This is a genomic window from Barnesiella sp. CU968 (assembly GCF_905219685.1).
In the GTDB taxonomy this organism is placed as follows: Bacteria; Bacteroidota; Bacteroidia; order Bacteroidales; family Muribaculaceae; genus Lepagella; species Lepagella muris_A.
Genome location: NZ_CAJMXD010000020.1, coordinates 1 through 17,672, shown reverse-complemented (window position 1 = coordinate 17,672; position 17,672 = coordinate 1). Strand labels below are relative to the sequence as shown.

15 protein-coding genes are annotated in these 17,672 nt (G+C 43.5%); all 15 read left to right on the top strand.

The window, feature by feature from the left end; genetic code table 11:
- Positions 1-1,489: signal peptide peptidase SppA (gene sppA / locus JX312_RS01795; RefSeq protein WP_204456794.1), on the top strand; the 1,489-nt coding region annotated here is incomplete at its 5' end.
- Between the two features lie 39 nt (positions 1,490-1,528).
- On the top strand, positions 1,529-2,626 hold the full coding sequence (gene lpxK / locus JX312_RS01790; protein WP_204456792.1) for a tetraacyldisaccharide 4'-kinase: 1,098 nt from the start codon (positions 1,529-1,531) through the stop codon (positions 2,624-2,626).
- Between the two features lie 178 nt (positions 2,627-2,804).
- Positions 2,805-3,629, top strand: a complete 825-nt coding sequence (locus tag JX312_RS01785; RefSeq protein WP_204456790.1) for a purine-nucleoside phosphorylase — start codon at positions 2,805-2,807, stop codon at positions 3,627-3,629.
- Positions 3,629-4,672: a thiamine-phosphate kinase gene (thiL, locus tag JX312_RS01780; protein ID WP_204456788.1), complete on the top strand. Its 1,044-nt coding sequence runs from the start codon at positions 3,629-3,631 to the stop codon at positions 4,670-4,672. The genes JX312_RS01785 and thiL overlap by 1 nt, the downstream gene beginning before the upstream one ends.
- Before the next feature lie 251 nt (positions 4,673-4,923).
- Positions 4,924-5,919, top strand: a complete 996-nt coding sequence (locus tag JX312_RS01775; RefSeq protein WP_123407439.1) for a MoxR family ATPase — start codon at positions 4,924-4,926, stop codon at positions 5,917-5,919.
- Between the two features lie 36 nt (positions 5,920-5,955).
- The gene (locus JX312_RS01770; RefSeq protein ID WP_204456787.1) at positions 5,956-6,831 is read left to right on the top strand and encodes a DUF58 domain-containing protein; all 876 of its coding nucleotides are present in this window, start codon (positions 5,956-5,958) and stop codon (positions 6,829-6,831) included.
- 37 nt (positions 6,832-6,868) lie between these two features.
- The gene (locus tag JX312_RS01765; RefSeq protein WP_204456785.1) at positions 6,869-7,921 is read left to right on the top strand and encodes a hypothetical protein; all 1,053 of its coding nucleotides are present in this window, start codon (positions 6,869-6,871) and stop codon (positions 7,919-7,921) included.
- Positions 7,914-8,888, top strand: a complete 975-nt coding sequence (locus JX312_RS01760; protein ID WP_239653769.1) for a VWA domain-containing protein — start codon at positions 7,914-7,916, stop codon at positions 8,886-8,888. The genes JX312_RS01765 and JX312_RS01760 overlap by 8 nt, the downstream gene beginning before the upstream one ends.
- A gap of 16 nt (positions 8,889-8,904) precedes the next feature.
- A complete protein-coding gene (locus tag JX312_RS01755) occupies positions 8,905-9,954 on the top strand; it encodes a VWA domain-containing protein (RefSeq protein WP_123407448.1) in 1,050 nt (349 codons plus the stop codon).
- Positions 9,951-10,700: a tetratricopeptide repeat protein gene (locus JX312_RS01750; RefSeq protein WP_123407449.1), complete on the top strand. Its 750-nt coding sequence runs from the start codon at positions 9,951-9,953 to the stop codon at positions 10,698-10,700. Before JX312_RS01755 ends, JX312_RS01750 begins: the two co-directional genes overlap by 4 nt.
- A 958-nt stretch (positions 10,701-11,658) precedes the next feature.
- On the top strand, positions 11,659-13,467 hold the full coding sequence (locus JX312_RS01740) for a BatD family protein (RefSeq protein ID WP_204456779.1): 1,809 nt from the start codon (positions 11,659-11,661) through the stop codon (positions 13,465-13,467).
- Entirely contained in the window at positions 13,464-14,273 is an 810-nt protein-coding gene (locus JX312_RS01735) for a tetratricopeptide repeat protein (RefSeq protein ID WP_204456777.1), read from the top strand. The genes JX312_RS01740 and JX312_RS01735 overlap by 4 nt, the downstream gene beginning before the upstream one ends.
- A gap of 157 nt (positions 14,274-14,430) precedes the next feature.
- Positions 14,431-14,691, top strand: a complete 261-nt coding sequence (locus JX312_RS01730) for a DNA-binding protein (protein WP_123407457.1) — start codon at positions 14,431-14,433, stop codon at positions 14,689-14,691.
- 24 nt (positions 14,692-14,715) lie between these two features.
- Positions 14,716-15,837, top strand: coding sequence for a universal stress protein (locus tag JX312_RS01725; RefSeq protein ID WP_204456775.1), 1,122 nt, complete (start codon positions 14,716-14,718; stop codon positions 15,835-15,837).
- A gap of 118 nt (positions 15,838-15,955) precedes the next feature.
- The coding region (locus tag JX312_RS01720) for an endonuclease MutS2 (RefSeq protein ID WP_204456773.1) at positions 15,956-17,672 on the top strand (1,717 nt) is incomplete at its 3' end.

Here is a 17,672-nt window from a genome sequence, read left to right as displayed (position 1 = left end):
GAATATAGATGCGCTTTATATCAAATGCGGCGCGGCACTTGCATCTCCGGCAACCTTCAATGCCATCCGTGAGGCAGTGAAAGAATTTAAGAAAACCGGAAAGAAGGTCTATGCATATGGAGATGTCTATACGCTCGGCACATATTATGTAGCATCTGTATCGGATAAAATTTTTCTGAATCCCTATGGAGAGATAGCCATTCAGGGTCTCGGTTCCACATCGATGTATCTTAAAGGACTTTTCGATAAGCTGGGTGTGGAGTTTCAGGTCGTTAAGGTCGGAACATTCAAATCGGCAGTTGAGCCTTATATCTCGACACAGATGAGTGAACCCGCCAGAGCACAGCTTGACACGTTGTTTTCCACAATGTGGGATTTTATGAAAGACGGCATCTGCGACAACAGAAAAAAACTGTCCGGATCCGAAATCGATTCGTTGGTTAATAATGGACTGATGTTTTCTACTGCGGAATTCGCTGCCGAATCAGGTTTCGTAGATGAGGTTGTATATGAAAGAGTGATGGATGAAAGGCTTGCAAAGCTTATTGATGTAGACAAAAAGAAACTGAATTTTGTCTCTCCGTCGACACTCATAGGTCAGTTGCCTTGGACTGACGCTTATTCCAGTAAAAACAATATCGCAGTGCTGTATGCCACAGGTGAGATTGTGGACGGGGCATCTACCGGAATCAACTATCAGAAACTTGTGCCCATTATCACGCAACTTGCAGATGATGACAAGATCAAGGGTCTCGTGCTTCGTGTCAATTCTCCCGGAGGTTCCGCATTCGGCAGTGACCAGATAGGTGAGGCACTGGATTATTTTCAGTCAAAGAAAAAACCGCTTGCGGTCTCGATGGGAGATTATGCGGCTTCCGGCGGTTACTGGATTTCGTGTGGGGCGGACAGGATTTTTGCTGATCCTTTGACAATTACCGGTTCAATCGGCATTTTTGGACTTATTCCTAATGTGAAGGGACTTTCAGATAAGCTGGGAATTAATCCTCAGTCTGTCTCAACCAATCCTGCCGCAGATTTTCCGACATTGTTCACTCCGATGGATGAAAAGCAGTTGTCGATAATGCAGAAATATGTCGAGACCGGTTATGACCGCTTCATCAAGCGGGTTGCAACCGGACGCAAGATGACTGAGGCAAAAGTGCGTCAGATTGCGGAAGGACGTGTCTGGAATGCAATGAAGGCTAAGGAAATAGGACTTGTTGATGAACTCGGTTCTCTTAAGGATGCAATTGAGTGGACGGCGAAAAAGGCTGACATCTACAGCAAATACGATGTATCCGTATATCCTGTTTACGAACCTTCGTTCTGGGATGTGATCTCTATGGGTGACATCGAGGCTGTTAGAATGATGAAAGCTGTTTCGGACGGTGATTTTGATGAGGCTGGAATGCATATTGCAATGAAAATCCTTTCTCGCAGCCGCATATTGGCGCGTATGCCGGAATTTGAAGTGACTTTGGGAAATTGATAATTTCTATATAATGTCAGCTGTAGGCACTGTATTGACATGACACCTGAGACAAAAACGAAAATATTAAAATATATTCTTACTCCGTTATCATGGATATACGGGAGTGTCACCGCTGTGCGTAACTGGATGTTTGACAACAGAATTCTGCCTCAGGAAGAATTTGGTGTTCCCATTGTCAGTGTAGGCAATCTTACGGTAGGCGGCACAGGCAAGACGCCCCATACGGAATATATTGTCGGTATGCTGGCGATGGATTACAATACTGCTGTGTTAAGTCGCGGATACAAGCGCAAGACAAAAGGATTTATTCTTGCGAATTCCAACAGTACACCCGACAGTGTGGGTGACGAGCCACTGCAGATTTATCGTAAGTTCGGCTCGCGTGTTAAAGTGGCTGTTTGCGAAGATCGACGCAGGGGGATACGCGAAATGATCAAACAGTTTCCCAATATAGAACTTATCGTTCTTGATGATGCGTTCCAACATAGGTATGTCAAGCCGAAAGTATCTGTCTTGCTTATGGATTACAGCCGCCCCGTATATAACGATCATCTGCTTCCGCTGGGCAGGCTGAGGGAAAGCGTCCATCAGGTAAACAGGGCGGATATGGTCATTGTGACTAAGTGTCCGCAAGATATCATGCCTCTTGACTTCCGGCTTGTTCAGAAGAATCTTGATCTGATGAAATTTCAGAAGCTTTATTTCTCACGTTATACTTATGGGGGATTATTGCCGGTTTTCCCGGATGACGAGCCATATCAGGCATCATTGGGAGATTTTACAAAAAACGACACGGTTCTTTTGCTGACAGGCATTGCAAACCCTCGCGGTTTTGTTCGGCATTTCAAGAATTATCCATTCAAAATGAAAGTCTGTCATTTCCCTGATCATCATAATTTCTCAAGAGATGATCTTGAAAGTATACGGACGAAGTTTGACTCCCTTTCTGGTGAACGTAAAATAATACTGACAACCGAGAAAGATGCTGTCAGACTTGCCTATAATCCGTATTTCCCTACGCGTCTAAAGCAGATCTGTTACTTCATACCGATTGCTGTAAAAATGGTCAATGGACTCGACAGCTCGGATTTTATCACGGATTTGAAGAAGTCTATTGATTCTATTTCCGATTGATACTTTTTCGTTAGAAATTGTTGTGTATATCGGAGGGTTTCTATTTTTCTGGGTCTCAGCCCGGAATTTATCAAGGGTCAGGAAGTAGAAGGCAACTGGAGGCTGTATGAAAACAGTCAGAAAATCAAACGTAATTTCAATTATTATTTAAACATATATAACCCTAAATCGAAAACAAATGGAAAAATCGTATTTGGAGAAAATAAAAGAAACAGCTGATTATATTCGTAAAGAGGTTGGAACTCTTCCCAAAATAGGAGTAATACTCGGCACAGGTCTTGGAGACCTTGTCAATCATATTGAGATTGTCAAGGAGATAGACTATCATGTAATACCCAATTTCCCTGTTTCTACAGTTGAGGGACATTCAGGAAAACTTATATTCGGAAATCTCGGAGGCAAATATATCATGGCAATGCAGGGACGTTTCCATTACTATGAGGGATACGACATGAAAGAGGTGACTTTCCCTGTAAGAGTAATGAAGGAGATAGGAGTGGATACATTGTTTGTCAGCAATGCAGCCGGAGGTATGAACAAAGAGTTTAAGGTGGGAGATGTAATGGTTATCACAGACCATATCAACCTTTTCCCGGAAAATCCGCTCAGAGGAAAGAATTACAATGAACTCGGTCCGCGTTTCCCAGCAATGACAGAGGCTTATTCACTTGCTCTTGTGAACATGGCTGATGATATAGCACGCGAGCAGGGCATACGTCTTATGCATGGTGTGTATGTCGGCACGCCCGGTCCTACGTTCGAGACTCCGGCAGAATACGAGTATTTCCGTATTATAGGCGGTGACGCAGTGGGTATGTCTACCGTGCCTGAGGTTATTGTCGCAAACCATGCGGGGATGAAAGTTTTTGGAGTTTCTGTGATTACAGACCTTGGAGGCAAAGATATCAAGGAAGTGCCCACACACGAGGAAGTGCAGAAGGCGGCGGTAAAGGCTCAGCCTGTGATGACCACTGTAATTAAAGAGATGCTTGCAAGGATCTGATGGAAAATCGGAATACAGAAATATCAAGCATTGGCGAGTTCGGGTTGATTGACCGTCTTACCAAAGATTTCCCGCTTAGAAATGACTCTTCGAAAAAAGGAGTGGGTGACGATGCCGCTGTGTTGTCGTATGGCGATAAAGAGGTTCTGGTCACAACAGATCTTCTTCTCGAAGGGATTCATTTCGATTTGCGCTATGTTCCATTGAAGCATCTTGGCTATAAATCCGCAATCGTAAATTTCAGTGACATTTACGCAATGAACGGAACTCCCAGACAAATTACTGTGAGTCTCGGTGTATCAAGCCGTTTTACAGTGGAACATATAGAAGAATTGTATTTTGGAATCCGACTGGCATGCGAAATTTACGGAGTTGATCTTGTCGGAGGAGACACATCGGCTTCTGTCACAGGTCTTGTGATCAGTGTCACGTGTCTCGGTGAATCTTCGAAAGAAGACATTGTCTATCGCAATGGTGCCAAAGAGACCGACTTAATCTGTGTAAGTGGTGACCTTGGGGCTGCCTATATGGGGCTACAATTGCTTGAACGGGAAAACAGAGTAGCTGCCGGCGCAAAAGAGGGTGAGTCTTTTCAGCCTGATTTCTCAGGCAAGGAGTATATTCTCGAAAGACAGTTGAAGCCTGAAGCCCGCAAGGATGTCATATCTATGTTGAAGGAAAAAGGAATCAGACCGACTGCCATGATGGATGTCAGCGACGGTCTTTCATCTGAACTTCTTCACATATGCAAAGCCTCCGGTGTTGGTTGCCGGATATATGAGGACAAGGTTCCGATTGATTATCAGACAGCTGTTATGGCTGAAGAATTGAGCATGAATCTTGTCATGACAGCCATGAACGGAGGAGAGGACTACGAGCTTCTTTTTACTGTGCCTCTTACTGAACATGACAAAATCAAGGATTTGAAAGGAATCAGCATGATAGGGTATGTGACCAAACCTGAACTTGGAGCTGCAATGGTGACACGTGACGGAGCCGAGTTGCCTATCACTGCCCAAGGGTGGAATGCCTTTACAAAGTGATTTTCAGACTTGGTTGTTAAATTGCACTGGCAAAATGCATGAATCGGGGATATCGTTGACATTATATCTCCGATTCATTATTTTTATCATATGTTAAAGGTAATTTAACAGAGAAGATTATTCAATTAAGTTAATAAATGCTATTTTTGCATTTCGATTGGGAGACCGCATGAAATACGGATACTTTCAGTTGTTGATTAATAAAGTGCTGTTGATTACAGCAAATAGACATAATAAATTTCAACCAGATTATGGAAGAAACAGTAAACATCCGGGAGCTCAACGACCTCATAGCTTCCAAGAGTAATTTTGTGAGCATGATCCGCACCGGCATGGATCGCAGGATCGTAGGACAGAAACATCTTGTGGACTCATTATTGATAGCTCTTCTTTGTAATGGGCACGTACTTCTCGAAGGTGTGCCCGGTCTCGCAAAGACATTGGCAATCAAAACTCTTGCGAGTCTGGTTTCCGCAAAATACAGCAGAGTCCAGTTTACTCCGGATTTACTCCCGGCAGATGTCGTGGGTACTCTTATATACAGTGTGAAGAAAGAAACTTTCGAAGTGAAGAAAGGACCTATCTTTGCTAATTTCGTTCTTGCCGACGAAATTAACCGTGCTCCCGCCAAAGTGCAGAGTGCCCTTCTTGAGGCTATGCAGGAAAGGCAGGTAACAATTGGCGATGATACATTCAAGCTTCCTGATCCATTCCTTGTAATGGCTACCCAGAACCCGATCGAGCAGGAAGGCACATATCCTCTTCCCGAGGCTCAGGTTGACCGTTTCCTTCTCAAAGTGGTGATCGGCTATCCGAACAAAGAGGAGGAGAAAGCCATCATCCGTCAGAATATCAGAGGCGAACAGACACCGGTCAATCCTGTGATAGATCCGCGTGAGATCATAGAAGTCCAGAAGATTGTAGAAAAAATCTATCTTGATGAAAAGATCGAGAATTATATTGTGGATATAGTGTTTGCCACACGTCAGCCCTCTAAATTCGGACTTAATGACCTTCAGGGAATTATATCCTTCGGTGCTTCTCCACGTGCGTCCATAAGCCTTGCTCTGGCATCACGCGCATATGCATTCCTGCAGGGTCGTGGATATGTTATTCCTGAGGACGTGCGAGCTGTGTGTCATGATGTTTTGCGTCACAGAATTGGTCTTACCTATGAGGCGGAGGCAAACAATATCGGCACAGATGAAGTTATAACTGATATACTCGACAAAGTCGCAGTGCCCTGATAAGCCTTTGACACATTCTTCACAAAACCATTTTGAATGGAAGCTAACGAACTCTTAAAGAAAATCCGGAAAATTGAAATCAAAACCCGGGGACTCAGCCAGAATATTTTCGCAGGAGAGTATCACAGTGCCTTCAAGGGACGTGGAATGATATTCTCGGAAGTCAGAGAATATCAGCCGGGAGATGATATCCGTGATATCGACTGGAATGTGACTGCCCGTCATAATAAACCGTATGTCAAGGTTTATGAAGAGGAGCGTGAACTTACCGTCATGTTGTTGGTTGATGTGAGCGGAAGCCGTAATTTCGGTGCCTGTGGTGAGATCAAGAAAGAAAGGATGGCAGAGATCGNTGCCACCCTCGCTTTCTCTTCAATACAGAATAATGATAAAGTAGGAGTTATATTCTTCAGTGACAAGATTGAAAAATTCATACCTCCAAAGAAGGGTAAGAAACATATACTGCTTATAATTCGTGAGATAATCAACTTCGAACCAGAAAGTAGCGGCACGAACATAGATGTGGCACTCCAGTTTATGACAAATGCCATTAAAAAAAGGTGCTCGGCTTTTCTGATCAGTGACTTTATTGATGATCATGATTATTTCAAAAGTATGTCGATCGCAAACAGAAAGCATGATCTTGCGTCAATACAGGTATATGACCGACGCGATGCAGAAATGCCGGATGTGGGTCTTGTCCGTGTCCGGGATCTTGAACGAGGCACAGACCGTTGGCTCGACACCTCTTCATCGTCTGCGAGGAAGGCTTATGCCAAGGCATGGTATGAGCGTCAGCAACGTCTCGCGTCTGTTACCGCCCGCAGTGGTGTTGATCTTGCATCCGTAACTACTGACGAAGACTTCGTAAAAGCGTTGTTGGGATTATTCAGAAGACGCGGTTCGAGATAATCGAATAAATGGAATTTATAGATTCATTTTTATCCAGATGCTACAAAAAAAGACAATATTGGCGTTGACATTGGTGCTGATGGCGGTTTTTCCGCTGTCGGCATCCCGTACACTTGTCACTGCCAGACTCGATTCCGCGATTCTTATGATGGGACGTATGACCCACATGAGGGTATCTGTGGATCAGAATAAAGATGCCAAAGGCGTTTTCCCTCTGTTTTATCAGATGAAGGAAAACGGTATTGTAGGTGTGTGTGGCGATAGTGTTGAGCTTCGTGCTCCGGTTAAGTCGGATACATCTGAAAAGGGAGGAATGCTTCATATTGAATATACAATTCCGGTTCAGGCATTCGATTCCGGTTATTATCAGCTTCCGGAAATAGCGTTTGTTGTCGGACGAGACACAGCCTTCTCCAACAAACTTGCCTTGAAGGTCGTTCCGGTTGTAGTAGATGCGAATACTCCAATTTATGATTATGCGAATGTCGCTGATCCCGAAGACAAGTCAATATTTGATGCCGTCCCTGATTGGGTTCTGGATTATTGGTGGGTCATATTGTTGGTTGTTGTTGCTGTGGCGGCATTTCTGTATGTATGGATGAAATATAAGAAAGAGGGTTCCATATTAGGTAAGAAACCGGAACCTACTCCGTATGAAGTCGCTGTGTCAGCCTTGCGAGAACTTAAAGATAAGAAACTTTGGGAGCAGGGCATGGAAAAGGAGTACTTTACCGAACTTACGGATGTATTGAGAGTGTATCTTTTCGGACGATTTGGTATTAACGCTATGGAAATGACGTCTCGTCAGATTCTTGGCGCGCTTAAGAACAACAAGGAGACTCGGGACAAGCGTGATTATATACGGCAGATACTAAACATGGCGGATTTTGTGAAATTCGCGAAAGTGCGTCCTTTGCCGGATGACAATATAGCATCATTTGAAAATGCATTGAAATTTGTAGAAGAGACCAAACCTCTTCCACCGGCTGATGATGAGCAATCTCCGGAAACCAATCAGAATCAAAACGATAATTCAAAGAAAAAGAATAAGAAAAAAACTGAAAGAAAGGAGGTGAGTCGTGATGTTTAAGCATCCTGCACTGCTGCTGTTGTTTCTGATATATATACCTTTTGTAGCGTGGTATATATGGAAATGGCGAAATTCGAGTCCATCGATGGGAGTCTCGACCACTTCTGCGTTTTCAGGTATCCGTACGTCATGGAAAGTCTGGCTGATGCATCTCTGCTTTGCTCTGCAGCTTGTCGCGATTGGCGGGTTGATTGTTGCCTTGGCTCGGCCTCAGACACACGATTCGCAGCGTACATCCAGAGTTAAGGGTACTGATATAGTGCTGGCACTTGACATATCAAGCTCGATGCTTGCCACAGATCTTGCCCCTACACGGTTCGATGCAGCCAAAGATGTGGCACGTAAATTCGTAAGCCAACGTGTTGATGACAATATCGGTTTTGTCGTTTTTTCTGGAGAAAGTTTGTCGCTGATGCCTTTGACAAATGACAAACCGGCTCTGATTAATGCAATAAGTGGCGTTAAGACAGGATTGTTGAATGACGGTACTGCAATCGGAGATGGTCTGTCAAGTGCGATAAACCGTCTGACGTCAGGTAAAGCCAAGTCAAAAAGTATAATCCTTCTTACGGACGGAACAAATAATGCTGGTGATGTGGCTCCAGCCACAGCAGCGCGCATAGCGAAGGAAAAAGGGATAAAAGTCTACACTATAGGTGTCGGTACCAACGGTACAATTCAGATAACGGATCCCTACGGATTCTCGACTACCACGATGGAAACAAAAATTGATGAGACTGCCCTCAAAAATATAGCAGATATAACGAATGGAAAATATTTCAGGGCTACTGATTCAAGAATGTTGCGCGAGGTTTTCAATGAAATTGACGCACTTGAGAAAACTACTCTTGATGTCAATAAATTCACACAGACTGAAGAAAACTTTATGCCGTGGGTTCTTGCAGCTATTTGTGCTGTGGTACTGCAACTTCTGATAAGATATACTTTACTTCGCAGAATTCCTTGATTAATACAATATAGAGATGTTTAGTTTCGCATATCCAAAAATACTGTTTCTTTTGTTACTTGTACCGCTGTTCGTGCTCTTGTATGCATGGGCGCGTTTTACAAGGAACAGGAAGCTGAAGAAATTCGGCAAAAAAGACTCCATTTCCGCTCTGATGCCGGATGTGTCTCCTTATAAGCCGCCAATCAAGATTACTCTTCAGATGATTGCTCTTGCTTTTATTATAATTGCATTTGCAAGACCCTGGGGAGGCATAAAGGATCAGAAGACCACGAAGGAAGGCATCGAGGTCATTATTGCGATGGATGCATCCAATTCGATGCTTGCTTCAGCAACCGACGATCCTCAGGGTCCAGACAGGATGCGAACTGCCAAGATGACTCTTGAAAAACTTATAAATCGTCTGGACAATGATAGGGTAGGTTTGATTATGTATGCCGGCTCCGCCTATACGCTCATTCCGGTTACCAATGATTATGTATCTGCCAAGATGTTTCTTAATTCAATCGATCCCTCCCAAATCGCGGATCAGGGAACAAATATAACCGCAGCTCTTGACATGGCTTCTGCATCATTCAGCGAAGATAAGAATATCGGCAAAGCTGTGATTCTAATAACGGATGCTGAAGAACTCGATGACAGTGAAAGCGTTATGACTGCGGCGAAGACTGCTGCTAAGAATGACATTCAGATTGATGTTGTCGGAGTCGGCAGTTCAACTCCGGTTCCGCTAAATGTCAATGGTCAGCCTCTGATTGATGAGCAGAGTGGCGAAACTGTAAGGACAGCGCTTAATGAAGATCTCGCTGCCGATATTGCTAAAGCGGGGAAGGGTATATATGTGAATGCATCAAACAAGGATGCGCTTACTGAGCTTGACAAACAGCTTGATACTCTTAAGAAATCCGCGTTTGAGTCAAGTCTTTACGCACAGCACGATGAATTATTTCCGATCTTTGCATGGCTGGCTATATTGTGTATTGTACTTGATATTTTTGTGCTTGACCGTAAAATCGGCTGGCTTGACAGATTTACTTTCTTTTATAAGGAGGATAAGAAAAAATGAAGACTACGTTGAATTATATAGCCCCGCTGTTGTTTATGGTTTTATCTGCTTTTTCTCTTTCTGTAAACGCACAGTCAGTGAGAGAAGAGCGTAAGTTGATCAGTGAGGGGAACAAGCTCTTTACGGAAAGAAAATACGCGGAAGCTGCAAAAAAATATGAGCAGGCGTTAGGTGTCAATTCTTTGTCGGCTGTCAGCCGCTATAATCTGGGACTTGCCCAGATCAAACAGGTTACCAACCCTCAGGATACCACACCTAAAAGCAAGTCTCTACTTGATGGTGCCAGAAAGAATCTCGGAGCCGTGGCTTCCTTGGCAAAAGATAAACCTGGACTCGCATCAAAAGCCAATTACAATCTTGGAAATCTTGAGTATAATACGAAGGAGTATAAAAATGCCATAGAGTATTATAAGCAAGCCCTTAGAATCAATCCGGGAGACGAGTCTGCAAGGAAAAATCTGCGAATTGCCCAGAAACAAATGCAGAATCAAGATAAGAATAAAGATCAAAACGAGCAGAACAAGGACCAGAACAAGGACCAGAATAAAGACCAGAATAAAGACCAGCAGAATAATAACAAAGACGATAAAAAGGAGAACGACAAGAATAACAGCATAAGCCAGCAGACAGCAAACCAGATTTTGCAGGCGATGGACAATAAAGAGAATCAGACGCGTGCAAGAGTGAACCGGGCTAACAAGGGGGAGAAATCAAATGCGTCAGGAGGATCGAGAAAGAAATGGTGATATGAAAACAGAAGTGTGGCGCCGACACATATTCAGGTATACCGTGATTGTTTCAGCATTGATTGTTGGAATGCTGTCTGCCAATGCTAAAAATCATGAAGATCTGTTTGTCAGATGTTCGATTGATCNGTCATCGTTTTATAGTCATGAATGTGTCTGTGCTACGATGTGGCTGTATACCCCTTATTCTGATATTGCATTTGTAAACGAGGTTGAATCGCCGCATCTTAAAACCGGAGAGTTTTCATATATCTCAAGGGTGCAGAATTTTCATAAGTCTCACAGGGAAAAAGTTGACGGGAAATTGTATTATGCGTTTCCGCTTGCATCGTTTGTGTTTGCGATGAATGATGCAGGTAAGTATACAATGCAGTCTGGAAAATTCGAAATAGGAATAAATTTCCCTGTCGTATATGAAGATCCGTTTTTTGGAAAAGTAAGAACTGCCGAGACGAGATCTTGCATTGTGGATATGAAGCCTGTAGACTTTAAAGTTAAATCTTTGCCTGCTGCGAAAGATACGGTTGCATTTTCAGGTGCAGTCGGAAAATTCAGTGTAAGCACAGTTGTTCCGCGTGGCGACATAATAGTGAATGAAGAGGCGAGCATTATTGTTATTGTGAAAGGAAGAGGGCTGTTGGGTTCTGACATTCTACCTGAATATCGTGATGCATTCGGAGAAGGAAACAAACTGAAATCTATTTCTGAGCAACTTAATACATATTTTGATGGAGAGTCGATTGTTTCAGAGCTTGAACTCGAATGTGAGTTTGTGCCTACGGATATCAGGAATTGCCGGATAGGTGCAGTCAGATTCGGTTATTTCAACCCGGAAACCAAGAGATTCGAAGTGGCGGAGTCCGAGCCTGTAGATATTGATGTAAAGTCTTCAGCAGTGAAAGTCGAACCAGTGTATATTTAAACAATTCTTATGTTAAGGAAAACGAGCATATTGCTTATGATGCTGCTGATGTCGGCACTTTCGTCATTGGCAGGGTCTGTGCGTCTTTACGAGAGTCCGGCGCGAGGTAAGCGGTCCATAGAGGTGGGAGACATGTTTTACATATATGTCGAGGTCAGCGATATCAATGGCAGACCGGAGATTCCTTCAAACATCGGTGGCGCGAAGGTTATGTATTTCGATCATACGGGTCAATCATCGCGGATGTCAAATGTAAATGGTCAGGTAACACAATCGACCAGCAATACATGGACTGTCACGCTCCGTGCTCAGAAAGAAGGCACATATTCATTCGGACCGATTACCGTGGGCGGAGTGAAGAGTAACCAGCTCAGATATACGATCGGTGCTCGGGGCACAGGTACAAACAATCCAGCTGGAGGAAAGAATCCGGATAATTCCGCTTCTTCCGGAAACACATCCGACAAACCTAAATTTATAGGTAAGGGTGACGGCAACCTATTTATGAGAGCGAGTGTATCGGAATCGAATGTCTACGAGCAGCAGGCACTTGTATATACGGTAAAATTATATACAACATATGACGCTATCAAATTTATAGGAGCCACTGCCGCACCCAAGTTCGACGGATTCGTTGTCGAAGAATCAAAAGCTGTTTCAAGTTCACTGGATTATGAGACTCTGGATGGAAAGACATACGCGACAGCAGTGATTGCAAGATATATAATATTCCCTCAGATGACTGGGCAGTTGAAGGTTATTGGAAACACATATACTGTTTCTGTTGATCAACGTGAGTATTATCATGATCCTTTCTGGGGAAATATGGCAGTGAATTCACCTTTGCAGCTGAATGTGAGTCCGAATGATCTTACTGTAAATGTCAAAGCTCTCCCATCTCCTAAGCCAGCTGATTTTTCAGGTGGTGTAGGTAAATTCACAATCGCATCGCAGTTGAAATCCAATAATTTCAAAACAAATCAGGCAGCCTCGATTGAATATATCGTTACCGGTTCTGGCAATCTCAAATATATTCAATTGCCGGATCTTTCAACCTCTTTTCCTCCTCAGCTTGAAGTTTATACACCCAAGACAGATGTGAAAGCAAATGTCGGTTCATCAAATGTCTCTGGTTCCGTTTCATTTGATTATTCTTTTATGCCGCTTGAAGAGGGTGATTTTAAAATACCTTCTGTAAGCCTCGTGTATTTTAATCCTGAAACGGGTAAATATGAGACATCGACTTCAAAAGAATATAATATCATAGTCGGAAAAGGAAAGGCCTCCGGCAAATCACAGACCAACACGAGGCTTAAATTTGATTCAGGTCTACAGAAAGTTACTTTCGAAAAACTTTCAAAAGATCATAGTCCCGACATATATAAGTTCAGCTACTGGTTATGGTACATCATACCGTTTGTGTCATTGATAATCTCAGTTATTGCGTACAGAAACTATCTTAAGTCGCATGCGGACATGGCTGCCTTTAACAGCCGTCGCGCGAATAAACTTGCACGCCGCAGGCTTAGGAAGGCGGCAGCTGCAATGAAGTCTGACAATTCAGAAACCTTTTACGATGAGCTTCTCATTGCATTGTGGGGTTATTTGGGCGATAAGCTTAAGATGCCGACTTCCGAACTTATGAGAGACAACATCAAGACAGTGCTGGAAACCGAGGGTATACCCGAAGACAATATTTCAGAGCTGCTTGATATTCTTGACAGGAGCGAATTTGCAAAATACTCGCCTGCGTCCGGTAAAGCAGGGATGTCTGAACTTTATGACAATGCGATAGAGGCAATAAACAAACTTGAAAAATCTTTTAAGGCAGTCAAATTAAAATGAATTATAGGATAATGTTTTTTATAGCGTCGGTATTATTGATGCTTCCTTTGAGTGTTATGGCGGACAATTCGCTTGAAAGTGCGGAGAAAGCATACAATGAAGGGAAATTTGCCGAGGCGTCTGCTATTTATGGCAAAATTTCGCAGGAACACGGAGTTTCCGCATCTTTGTTGGCAAATATGGGTAACGCGTATGCAAAGGCTGGAGATTACGGACAAGCATTTCTGTGTTATGAACGGAGTCTTTATCTTGATCCCTCGTCTAATGAGGTCAGGAATAACCGCGCATATATTCTTTCAAAGATAGAAGATGGCAACAAAGCCAATGCCAAAGGCAAAAATATATCTGTAGTTGCAGATGAACCGTCATTCTTCTCGCGGGTGAAACGATATGTCACATACAGTCATACGTCAGACACATGGGCGGTATGGGGCGCAGTTTCCTTTGTCCTGCTCTGTGGTTGCATTGCATTGTATATATTCCGCACGGAAGTACTGTTGCGTAAAATCGGTTTCTTTGGCGGATTGTCTCTGCTGGTATTGTGTGTTGTCTTTATGACATTCTCATTTGCATCGGCAAAAGCATGTCAGTCTCATGACCGTGGTGTTATCACCGGCTTCAAGGTGGTATTGCTTACCGAGCCTTTTTCATCTGCAAAAGCTGTTGGAACCCCGCTTGAACGGGGCACCCCACTTGATATTCTTGAGTCAGAAAACAGTCAGGATGGCACCATCGAATGGTATAAGGTCCGTCTGAATTCAGAGTTTGCCGGGTGGATTCAGGCATCGGATTTCGAAGTGATTTGACGCAGATGGAAGACAGATTAAAAAACGATGTTTTATAACACTTTAAATTTGTGGCGATACTCTTTGTTAAAATGAATTAAATTTCATAACTTAGCAAAACAATAATATCGATTACTAATATTTATTAATAGGAATAATAATCAAAAATACAGAAACCATGAGCAAGACAATCACATTCAACGAGCTCCGCAGACTCAAAGACAGTCTGCCAGATGGCTCGACCCATCGTATCGCAGATGAACTCAATGTCACCGTTCAGACAGTTCGCAATTATTTCGGGGGCGTAAACTATCAGTTTGGCAAAAACGCCGGAATGCATATCGAACCGGGTCCCGACGGTGGCATCGTTGTTTTGGATGACACCACAATCTATGATATGGCTGTCAAGATTCTTGAAGAACAAAACGAGCAACAGTAAAATCAACGGTATTATCAGTCTGCCATGATAGATATAGACGATTTCATCACGTTGGTGATACACACGCCCGCACATGCGCAAAATCTCAGGAATATTCTTGAGAGCCACGGCATGGAAGTAAGGCTTGAGGATTTTGTGTCGTTTAAATCACCAGTGGCAGTGGCACAGCGAGTAAAGATCCGTCCAAAAGATCTGCCGCTTGCGTTGAAAATTATTGAGAGTGGCGAAGGGTATTCACCCGCTCTCATAGATATGAAGATGGCGGGAATGAGCGGAAATCTGCTCATCCCCGTCGATTTTTCCGATTCGAGCCGGCTTGCCGTAAATATCGGCTTCAAGCTGGCTCGTCGGATAGGAGTGCATCCTGTGATTATGCACTCATACGTGGCTCCGATTTTTACAGCCGGCGCTTCGGACGATGTGTTTGGGGAAAACAGCGAGACTCTCGCTGCGGAAGAATCGAGAGATGTGAGAGATATGGCTTCGAAAAAGCTTTCGAAGTTTTGCAGTGATATCAAACTGTCTCAGAAAGAGGGATGTATTCCGGATATAAAGTTTTCTACCAGTTTGCTTGAAGGAGTTGCTGAAGAGTCGATACTTCAATATTGCAAGGAGACTCCTCCGGCATTGGTTGTCATGGCAACAAGAGGTAAAGACAAAAAAGAGGAAGAACTCATAGGGAGCGTAACCGCGGAAGTGCTTGATTCTTGTCGTGTTCCTGTGTTTACTGTGCCTGAAAACTGTAAAATAGAGAAGGTTGAGGATATAGTGCACCTTATGATGTTTTGCAATCTTGACCAGCATGACATAATGACTGTAGATGCGCTTATGCGTATGTTCGATTATCCGAAATGCCTTATAACTCTTGTGCCTGTGATGCAACGCAAGGCGACTAAGACACGAGATAAAATCGAAGCATTGTGCGAGTTCTTCAACAGCAATTATCCGACATCCAGATTTAAGACATTTGTGCCGGATTTAAAGGATTTCAGGAATGAAATAGATGTGGCGATTCCAAAGAAGGGGGTTGATCTTCTGATAGTGCCTAACAAGAAAACGAATGTGTTCAGTAGGATTTTTCTTCCTACTATTGCTCATAAATCATTGTTTGAAAGAGATATGCCAATGTTGGTAATCCCTGTTTGAATTTGTTTTTTGTATGATATATCCATCTGATTTTGAGTCAAAAATTGGATTTGACTATTTGCGTGCTTGTGTGTCTGAGAATTGTCTGAGTTCCATGGGGAAAGCGGAAGTTGCAAAAATGACATTTTCTTCAGATTTCAGTTTTATAAAGACTGAACTCGGATGCGTTGAAGAGATGATGCGAATAATTTCCGCAAATCAGCCTTTGCCTTTGGATAATATTCATGACATTGTGCCATATCTGGTTGAAATCAGGGCTGACGGATCATATATGGTATCCGACCGTCTGTACAGACTTATGAGGATGCTCCGGATGATGTCGGATTTGTCGGTGTTTTTTAAAAGTTCCATAGATTCCGAGTCTGGAGTGACACCATATCCGTGTCTTGTCAATGCATTTGCAGATATTGCACTCTTCCCCTTGATAGTGTCTGAGATTGAGAGGTGTGTAAACAAATTCGGTGAAGTTAAGGACAGTGCTTCGCCGGCATTGTCAGAAATAAGGTCTCAGATACGCTCGGCATCCGGCTCTATGCAACGTGCCATGAGGCGGGTAATTGACAGAGCTGTTGCAAACGGCATCGTCGAGAAGGATGCTTCTCCATCCATAAGGGATGGCAGAATGGTGATTCCTGTCACAGCTGCAAATAAAAGGGGAATACAAGGAATTATACATGATGAGAGTGCGACAGGGAAGACCGTGTTTATTGAACCGGCAGAGGTTGTGGAGGCGGGTAACAGGCTTCGGGAACTCGAGATGGAGGAAAGACGCGAGATCATAGCTATACTGAGAGGTATTGCGGATTTTGTGCGTCCGCACGTCGATGACATAATCGAGGCTTGTCGAAGTATAGGTCGCCTTGATTTCATAAGAGCCAAAGCGATATTCGCAATAGACCTCGATGCCCAGCTCCCCCATATCGAGGATAAGCACGAAATCGAATGGTATCATGCTGTACACCCCGGACTTGTTATGGCATTGCGCCCTCAAAGCAGGGCAGTTGTGCCTTTGAATCTGAATCTTACTGAAGACCGACGTATTCTTATTATATCCGGACCCAATGCTGGAGGAAAATCCGTATGTCTAAAGACCACCGCTGTCGTTCAGTATATGATGCAGTGTGGTCTGATGCCCACGGTCTATAATAATTCGCATATGGGAATATTTAAGAATATTTTCATAGACATCGGTGACGAACAATCGTTTGAGAACGACCTCAGCACATATTCTTCACATCTGAAGAATATGAAATATTTTATAAATCATACTGATGAAAGGTCTTTGATTCTTGCAGATGAAATGGGCTCAGGCACAGAGCCGCAGATAGGCGGTGCTCTTGCTCAGGCGATACTCCAGAAACTTGGGAAATCCGGTTGTATGGGCATTGTTACCACCCATTATCAAAACCTTAAGACTTTTGCAGATTCGGAATCTGGCTTTGTGAACGGTGCTATGCTTTATGACCGTCAGCATCTACAGCCGACTTTCGAACTGTCGGTAGGCAATCCGGGCAGTTCCTTCGCGCTTGATATTGCCACAAAAATTGGTCTGCCGCGTGATGTTATAGAAGAAGCCAAGGAAATAGTCGGAAGCGATTATGTCAATCTTGACAAATATCTGTCGGAAATTGCGCGTGACAGACGTTATTGGGCAAATAAACGTCAGAATATACGGGAGAAAGAGAGTAAGCTCGATTCCTTGTTGTCGAATTACGAGGAGACAGCTGGAGATCTAAGGGCACAGCGTAAGGCTATAATAAATGACGCACGTAAAGAGGCACGGGAAATTCTTGAGGGCGTGAATGCGAAAATCGAGCGTACTATTCTTGAAATCC